The organism is Intestinimonas sp. MSJ-38, assembly GCF_018917925.1.
Taxonomy (GTDB): domain Bacteria; phylum Bacillota; class Clostridia; order Oscillospirales; family Butyricicoccaceae; genus Pseudobutyricicoccus.
In genome coordinates, this window is the sequence record NZ_JAHLPO010000044.1 from 1 (window position 1) to 7,502 (window position 7,502).

General features: G+C 50.9%; 9 protein-coding genes and 1 tRNA gene. 1 reads left to right on the plus strand and 9 read right to left on the minus strand.

Going from position 1 to position 7,502, the window contains the following annotated elements:
- Window positions 1-158: 158 nt before the first annotated feature.
- Entirely contained in the window at window positions 159-512 is a 354-nt protein-coding gene (locus KQI26_RS14635; protein WP_216504988.1) for a helix-turn-helix domain-containing protein, read from the minus strand.
- A gap of 89 nt (window positions 513-601) precedes the next feature.
- On the minus strand, window positions 602-1,192 hold the full coding sequence (locus KQI26_RS14640; RefSeq protein WP_147421479.1) for a hypothetical protein: 591 nt from the start codon (window positions 1,190-1,192) through the stop codon (window positions 602-604).
- Between the two features lie 191 nt (window positions 1,193-1,383).
- On the opposite strand from KQI26_RS14640, the gene KQI26_RS14645 reads away from it, so the two are divergent.
- The gene (locus KQI26_RS14645; RefSeq protein ID WP_216504989.1) at window positions 1,384-2,757 is read left to right on the plus strand and encodes an MATE family efflux transporter; all 1,374 of its coding nucleotides are present in this window, start codon (window positions 1,384-1,386) and stop codon (window positions 2,755-2,757) included.
- A 46-nt stretch (window positions 2,758-2,803) separates the two neighbouring features.
- On the opposite strand, the gene KQI26_RS14650 is transcribed toward KQI26_RS14645, so the two are convergent.
- From KQI26_RS14650 to KQI26_RS14680, 7 genes are all read right to left on the minus strand, one after another.
- On the minus strand, window positions 2,804-3,160 hold the full coding sequence (locus KQI26_RS14650; protein ID WP_216504990.1) for a hypothetical protein: 357 nt from the start codon (window positions 3,158-3,160) through the stop codon (window positions 2,804-2,806).
- The gene (locus tag KQI26_RS14655; protein ID WP_216504991.1) at window positions 3,153-4,427 is read right to left on the minus strand and encodes a DUF1576 domain-containing protein; all 1,275 of its coding nucleotides are present in this window, start codon (window positions 4,425-4,427) and stop codon (window positions 3,153-3,155) included. Before KQI26_RS14655 ends, KQI26_RS14650 begins: the two co-directional genes overlap by 8 nt.
- A gap of 33 nt (window positions 4,428-4,460) precedes the next feature.
- Window positions 4,461-6,050 (minus strand): hypothetical protein, encoded by a 1,590-nt coding sequence (locus KQI26_RS14660; RefSeq protein ID WP_216504992.1) that lies wholly within the window; start codon window positions 6,048-6,050, stop codon window positions 4,461-4,463.
- Between the two features lie 10 nt (window positions 6,051-6,060).
- The gene (locus KQI26_RS14665; protein WP_216504993.1) at window positions 6,061-6,348 is read right to left on the minus strand and encodes a hypothetical protein; all 288 of its coding nucleotides are present in this window, start codon (window positions 6,346-6,348) and stop codon (window positions 6,061-6,063) included.
- Window positions 6,345-6,725, minus strand: coding sequence for a zinc-ribbon domain-containing protein (locus tag KQI26_RS14670; protein WP_216504994.1), 381 nt, complete (start codon window positions 6,723-6,725; stop codon window positions 6,345-6,347). The genes KQI26_RS14665 and KQI26_RS14670 overlap by 4 nt, the downstream gene beginning before the upstream one ends.
- A gap of 248 nt (window positions 6,726-6,973) precedes the next feature.
- Window positions 6,974-7,267, minus strand: coding sequence for a tyrosine-type recombinase/integrase (locus KQI26_RS14675; RefSeq protein WP_371744211.1), 294 nt, complete (start codon window positions 7,265-7,267; stop codon window positions 6,974-6,976).
- Window positions 7,268-7,417: 150 nt separating this feature from the next.
- Window positions 7,418-7,494, minus strand: a tRNA-Ile gene (locus tag KQI26_RS14680).
- Window positions 7,495-7,502: the final 8 nt, after the last annotated feature.

The window sequence follows — 7,502 nt, forward strand, 5'->3', positions numbered from 1 at the left end:
GCCCCTGTTTTCGTGGTAAATTGCTGCGATTTCTTCCTTAACAGATGCATATTTGTCTTCTCTCTGCATCTGCTTCAAATGATAGTAGAAAGTTGCACGGGGCAGTTGAGCGATTGAGAGCAGAATACTGAGTGCGTGTTTTTGCCTTAGCTTCTGAACTACCAGCGTTTTTTGTGCTGGCGTCGCTCGTCTTCCAAAACCAAGGCTTGCAAGTTTTTTAGGTAGTCATTCTCCGCACGCAGCCGCTGGACTTCTGCCAGCAGATCTTCTTCTACCTGCTTCGGCAACTGCTTTGGCGGACGACCCTTACTGCTGCGGCCACGCCGTTCGATGGCTAACCCTTCCGGCCCTTCTTCCAGGTAGATTCGCTCCCATGATTTGATCCGATCTCTGCTGTTTACCTCAAATCTACGACAGGTTTCGCTGTAACTCAATTTCTCTTCCTGCATGGTTTCAATCACCAGTTTTTTGAATTCTGGTGTATATCGTTTGTTTGGTACTCCTTTTGGCATAGCAAAACACCCCACTTGTTAGATAGTATATCATACTGTCTAACAAGTGGGGTGCAGTTCAATTGTCCGGCTCTTTTTTGTATGTTTTGTTACGAACCCAGCACTTCGGTCAGGCCTTCGGTGAGCTTGCTGGCCTGATCGGAATAAGAATTCATCTTCTCGGTCAGCTCTGTCATCTTTTCCTGAGCCTCTTCCATGGTGTCGGGGTCGGAAGCCAGTTCCATCATCTCCAGAGTCAGATCCAGGATCTCGATGCTGGCCTCAGAACCTTCCTTGATCTTGGCCTGGGCCTCGGCAAAGGCTTCCGGAGCAGGCAGGTTGGCCAGCTCTTCATACAGAGGCCGCATCTGGTTGACTGTCTCGGTCAGGCTGGCCAAAGCACCCTGAGGATCTTCGGTGGCCTGGCTCTGAGCGGCAGTGACATCCTGGGTCAGCTCGCCCACCTTGTTGCCGATCTCTGTGATCTTGGCCTTGTATTCCTCTTCTGTCAGGGTTTCGCTGCCGGTATCCTGCTTGTCGTCCTCTTCGTTGTTTTCGTTCTTGGAATCGGTATCCTTTTCCCCTGTCTGGCTGCTGTTTGTGCCCTTATCATCGGTACCGGCGTCATCCTTATTACAGCCTGCCAGGGTCAGAACCATACCGGCCGCCAGCAACAATGCAGCCAGTCTTTTCAGCTTCATGCTATTCATTCTCTTTTCTCATTTCCTTTCTCTTTATTTTAGCAATACACCGGGGTATAGTATATCAGAATTCCCCTGCCAGCGCAAGCCCTTTCCCCCTCCTTCTTCCTTCCACTCTTGCCAAAAGAATGCAGACAGGATATACTATCTATTGTCGGTGTTCACCGAAATTTCACTTTTTGGAGGAAACCATGTCAAAGCGTGTGAATCTTCTAGAGGGGAATATTCTTTCTTCTCTCACCAGACTGGCTCTGCCCATCATGGCCACTTCTCTTGTCAACATGGCCTATAACATGACCGATATGATCTGGATCGGCCGGGTAGGACCGGGAGCAGTCGCTGCCGTGGGTGCGGCCGGTATGTATATGTGGCTGTCCCAGGGAATTGCCGTGCTGGCCCGCATGGGCGGCCAGGTGAAAGTAGCCCAGAGCCTGGGGGCCGGAGATGCTCCATTGGCCGGGCGATTTGCTCAGAATTCCCTCCAGTTGGGACTTTTGCTCTCCACCATTTTCACCCTGATTATGCTGGTTTTCAACAAACCCTTGATCGGCTTTTTTAACCTGAACGATCCCACGGTGGTACGGGATGCCCGCACCTATCTGGTGGTAGTCTCCCTGGGCATTGTTTCCTCAGTGACCCTTTTGGTGTTTACCGGGCTGATCACTGCCACGGGCAACAGCAAAACCCCATTTATCGCCACGGTATTGGGGCTTTTGCTCAACATCGTGCTGGACCCTCTGCTGATCTTCGGCCTGGGTCCCATCCCGGCCATGGGCGTAGGCGGCGCGGCAGCCGCCACTGTTCTGGCACAGATGCTGGTGGTTGCCCTCTTTCTCCTCTACGCCCGTCGGGACACCCATTTGTTCTGCCATGTTCAGATACGCCGCCGGCCGGAACTTCCCCTTCTGCGGGAACTGCTGCGCATCGGCCTGCCTTCTGCCATGCAGAGTATGCTCTTTACTCTGGTGTCCATGGTCATTGCCCGGTTGATTGCCTCCTGGGGCGATGCGGCGGTGGCCGTGCAAAAAGTGGGCAGCCAGATTGAAAGTATCTCCTGGATGACAGCCGATGGTTTTTCTTCCGCTGTCAGCTCCTTTGTGGGACAAAACTATGGCGCCGGCAACCTCCAGCGGGCCAAAAAAGGCTACTGGACCAGTCTCATCACCATTGTGGGCTGGGGGATCATCTCCTCCCTTTTGTTGATTTTCTGCGCCGCTCCTATTTTCCGCATCTTTATCCCTCAGGAATCTGTCTTGCCTTTGGGCGTGGATTATCTGGTGATCCTGGGTGTTTCTCAGATGCCCATGTGTGTGGACATCATCACCGCCGGTGCTTTCGCCGGATTCGGTCACACCCTGCCCCCTTCCTTGGCCTCCACGCTTCTCGTAACTTCCCGTATTCCTCTGGCCGTGGTCCTTTCCCGCACAGCACTGGGGCTCAATGGCATCTGGTGGAGCATTTCCATCACCAGTATTCTCCGGGGAGTCGTGCTGTTTGCTCTGATCCTGATCTTTTTCCGCCATATGGCCAAAAAGAAAGAACAACGCCCTTCCGTTTCCCGATAAGCCGCAAAAAAACAGGGACGATCTCACGATCGTCCCTGTTTTTTGTTCAGTCGTTTTTCCGAAATACTTTAATGATCAACTGGCCATTTTCCAGCCGTGCGTCGGCCTGGTCCACCATCTGTCCAATGAGCTGCAATTCGGAATTGTGGCAATCTTCATCTTCTCCGGCCAGTCCCCAGAAATAGGCCTCAATGGCCTCATTGCGTCCCACCTTCAAATAGCGGTTCAACCGATCCACCTGCTTTTCCATATCCTGTCCATCGCTGCACTGGCTGGTAAAGCAAATTTCCATCCCATCGGGACGGCGATGCAGTTCCATATGAATATCCTCGGCTCCGGCATTGAACTGAAAAATAATCAATTCATCGATGATCCGGCCGATTTTTTGCCGCATTTCACTCATGTTCCTTCTCTCTCCTTATTGCCTGGATCAGGGGCAGCAGCACAATGCACACCAAACCCGCTGAAAAACCATTGTTATACAAATTCAATCCCCCGTGGAGCACCCCCACATTGAGCACCACAGAAGCGTGGATAGCGCCGGCGATCATACCCCATATCGGCCCGAAATGACCGGCAATGGGAGCCAGGCCAGTGGAAAACAGCGCGGCCAGCATAACGGCCGGTTCGGTCAGGTCCCATACCATGCACCAGGAACTGATCACCACGCCCATCATCACCCAGAATATGTTGCGCATATGCTTGCCAAAGGCGCCAAAGCCCACAATCGTCAGGATGCCGCCGATGGTAGGGCCGTTGAGCTGTCCGCCCACCAAAAGCACATAGCCTGTGGCAAAAAGGCCTACCACGCCCATATTCATCAAGGTCACTGGGTAACCGTCCATCATGACAAAATCGGCAATGGCACGCCCCGAGTGACGGGTGAGTCTCCATAGTCCCCGGAAGTTGCGGCCATTGTAATACCAACCCGTACCGATCATCAAAAGAAACATCACCAGCAGATACAGGCCGAGCGACAGATTGTTGCCTTCGCTCCACACCAGACGGGAGGGGAAATCATTTCCGAAGGAACGAAGCAGCGACACCAGTACCATACCCACGAGGCCCGCCGCAAAGCCCACATTGTAGAGATTATACCCCTGATGAACACGCATGGTATAGGCCGCAATGGAAGGCAGCACAAAGCCGATCAGCAGGCCTACCAGAGTAGGGAAAACCATGCGAGGCAATGCAGGCCACTCTCTGGCCAACAAAGCCATTTCGGTGACAATGGGCGACAAAGTGGTACCAAACAAAGCGATATAAATATACCGGGCCAGGTGTTCCCTGCGATACAGAGAATAGCAGAAAGCACCCAGCAGAATGGGCAGAATATTCAGCAAATTTTTCCCAAATAGGGAAAACCCTGCCATCAGGAAACAGCAGCTGATGCTCATGCCGGCAAAAGGCAATTTCAGCGCCCGCAGCAATAGGGCCGAAAAGGCCATGACCAATCCTGCATTGCAAAAAGCTGCCCCAATGGACGCAATACCGATATAGTCGGTGATCAAAGCGGCCGGCTGGGTCAGGATCTCCCCCATTCCTTTCACAACCGCCACAGGCGAATCCATCAGGAAGGCGAAGACTATCATGGAAAACGCAAAAAACAGCAAAGTGGAAAAAACATAATCACTGGAACGATCTTGGGAATATCGGAATGTGATTTTCATGCAAGCCCCCTTCTCCGCGCGTTACTTGTTTTTTTATCTTATCATATTGCTTTTCCCTGCACAAGGGCCAAAGCCACTCTCTGCTTCTTTCCGCTTTTCTTTCCCCTCCTGTATTATGCCTTCGGGATCGTTTCCGGCCCGCTTTACATCGGTGTACGCCGGAGCCTGGGAAAGGGTGTATCTCCCATCTTCGTCGGCATACCGTACCTGGGCACCGGAGGCAGGCGTTGTGACCTGTACCTGAACGCTGTGAGGCTTTCCATCATAAGTGACCGTCTCGTCCTGAGCGGTATAAGAAATGGACGCCAGCTGATCGGAAATCTTCAAATCATAGGTGAGGGTGGTCTGATTATAGTTGCTGCCCCCTGGAAGAGTTACCGAAACGGTGGTTTTGCTTCCCGGCTGGCCGGTGATATACACTGCTGAGCCACTGTTGATGGTATAGGCCACCTGAGCGTTTGCGCAACTATACTGATAATTCCCTTCCTCTCCTGTATAGTTGGGACTGGTCACTGTCAGGGGATTTTCCACCGCACTATCATAGGGGCTGATATCGGTGGCTGTGACAAAGGTGTAGGGATTGCTTTGGAATGTGCCCTCCACATTGGCCTTGGGGATGATCACCACAACAGGAGACTGGCTGCTCTCATCGCTGTAATTTTCATCCACCGCTTTGGCTTTCCAGGTCACAGAATAGGTACCTGCATTCATAGCGGTGGGAAGGCCATTTTCATCCTCTGTGGTGATGAGCTGCCCTGCACTGTCCCGCACCTCATAGGTCATTTTAGCACCCAAGGGATTTTTCACCTGCACCAGTGTCTGGGGGCTTCCGGTGTAGGGCTGCATGGTTGCCGCAGAAACCACGATGCCCATGCTCCCGGCCTGATGGGCCGAGATGGTGATGGTGAAGGAGGCCTGGGCGTCCTGATAATTTCCGGCGTCTTTTACCTGTGCCGTAATGATCACATTGGTATTGGCCTTCTTGACGGTGACAATACCGGTGCTTTGGTCGATTTCCACCGCATCATCCGGCTCGGCCTGATAGATGAGGTTGCCGCCGTTCCGCAGGTCCTGTACCTGTTCCGGGGTCAATGCCGTCCTGTTATCCAGATCGGTAACCGTCAGAGCGTTGTCCACCTTCTCACTTACGCCGGCGTACTCTGTCTGATTGGCAAAAGACAGGGTGATTTCGGCCTTTTCAATGGTATATTGGCCATTTTTCCCCGCTCCATCTTGCCGGTCACCACCATGGCCTGTCCAGGTAATGGTATAATTTTTCGCCTTTTCGCCATGGACTGCGCCGACAATATCATAGGCACCCACATCAGCGCTAGCACTGGCCGCTGCGGTCAATGTAATTCTCAGGTCGTCACTGTTGACAATGGCCTCCGGAGAGGTGGCTCCGCCGCCCGAAGTGAGGGTCACGGTGTAGTTCCCGCCTTCCTGTGCAGAGTCATCATTGATCCCTGTTTCAATCGCCGCACCATATGCACTGCTGTGATCTTGGATGGCAATGGAAATTGACCGAAGCTCTACCTGGAAGCTGTCCTGGCCTCCGGCAAAGGTCACCGAATAATTGCCGTATACGGTCGCATCTGTTACCTTCTGACCATCCTGACCCACTGGGTAAATATCATAGGATCCTATAGGTCTCGTCCAGTTTCCAATCATGCCCCAGGGCTGGGATGGGCACATGAAGTGTCAATGTTACTTCCTCTTCCCCCACCGCAATGTTGCCGGCCGTCTGGGTATAAACATGGTAGCCTGCCTCTGTGCAGGTGGGTTCTATCGTTTGCACATAGGTCAGCGGAGTGATATTGCCGGTGTAGCAGGTCTCTCCATTGATGAAAAGATCCTCTTTCCCTGCTGGCAAATAGAAATCGGCCCCCACCAATCCGGTATAGGTAATGTTGGGATTCACCGCATCCTGGATGATGCGCGTCTCCGAATAGGCCGTATCAGTATCTTTGCCGAAAGCAGCTTTACCAACTGCGGATGTGTTGTGGCCAAATCATCATGCCCCTTCCAAGATTCCCGGCCAGAACAAATAGGACATCCAGCGCCAGATACTCGAGACCGAACCGTAGCTTGCCATTCATGTCCCTTTTCACACACCCACCATACTTTGCGGTTTGATCCCATGGTCACCTTTTCCGGTTTTAAAAGCCCATTTTTTTCGCTCCACTGCCTCATAAACTCTGGATAATCTGAAACAAGATGTTCTGCGTTGTTTTCCCATTTTTCCAGTTCGCTTTGCAGCAGCTTTTTATCTTTTTCCAAACCAATACACCTTGCCATTGATCCTTCCTCAATTCCAGGCCATAGACGGAATAGAGATTCTGTCTACAATCGTTCTTTTGCAAAATAAAAAAAGAATCCTCTTTCAGTGACGCGACAAACCAGGGACGGCAATCAAAATGTCATGAACCGTCCCTGGTTGCCATGCGAAAAAATCTTGATTTTTAATAGATGCACTGGTAAAATTAAGGTAAATACAAAAAATTATTTAATTATTCTTTTTTATGTAGACAGAATCTCTATTTCGTCTATAAAATCAAGTATAGTTTATCCAATATTTTTGTGTGTTTATATCCAGTAGATACCAGATAAATACGGGTTGTATCAATAGAAGAATATCCCAATACATCGGCTAATTTGGTTATATCTCGACTTACCTGATAAAACATTCGAGCAAACAAGTGCCGAAGATTGTGCGGAAAGACTTTACTCTCTTCTACTCCTGCTTTTCGGCAGACCCTTTTCATTTCGGCCCAGATCTGTTTCCTAACTGTAGCTCTGGCCCGCTCTTCTTTCCATAACGGAAATCTGTCGCTTATCAATGCGCATCAATATCCTCCTTTATTCTGAATTTGAATGCTTTTAGTTTGCTACTTTTCTGCCTTCTTATCCTGCCATCCAAAATATTTTCTGTCTTCATTTTATAAAAAATTATACCAAAAGACACGCCAAATGGCGTGTCTTTTGGTATCTGGTGGGCCTTCAGGGACTCGAACCCGGGACCGTCCGGTTATGAGCCGGATGCTCTAACCAACTGAGCTAAAGGCCCTTGCTATG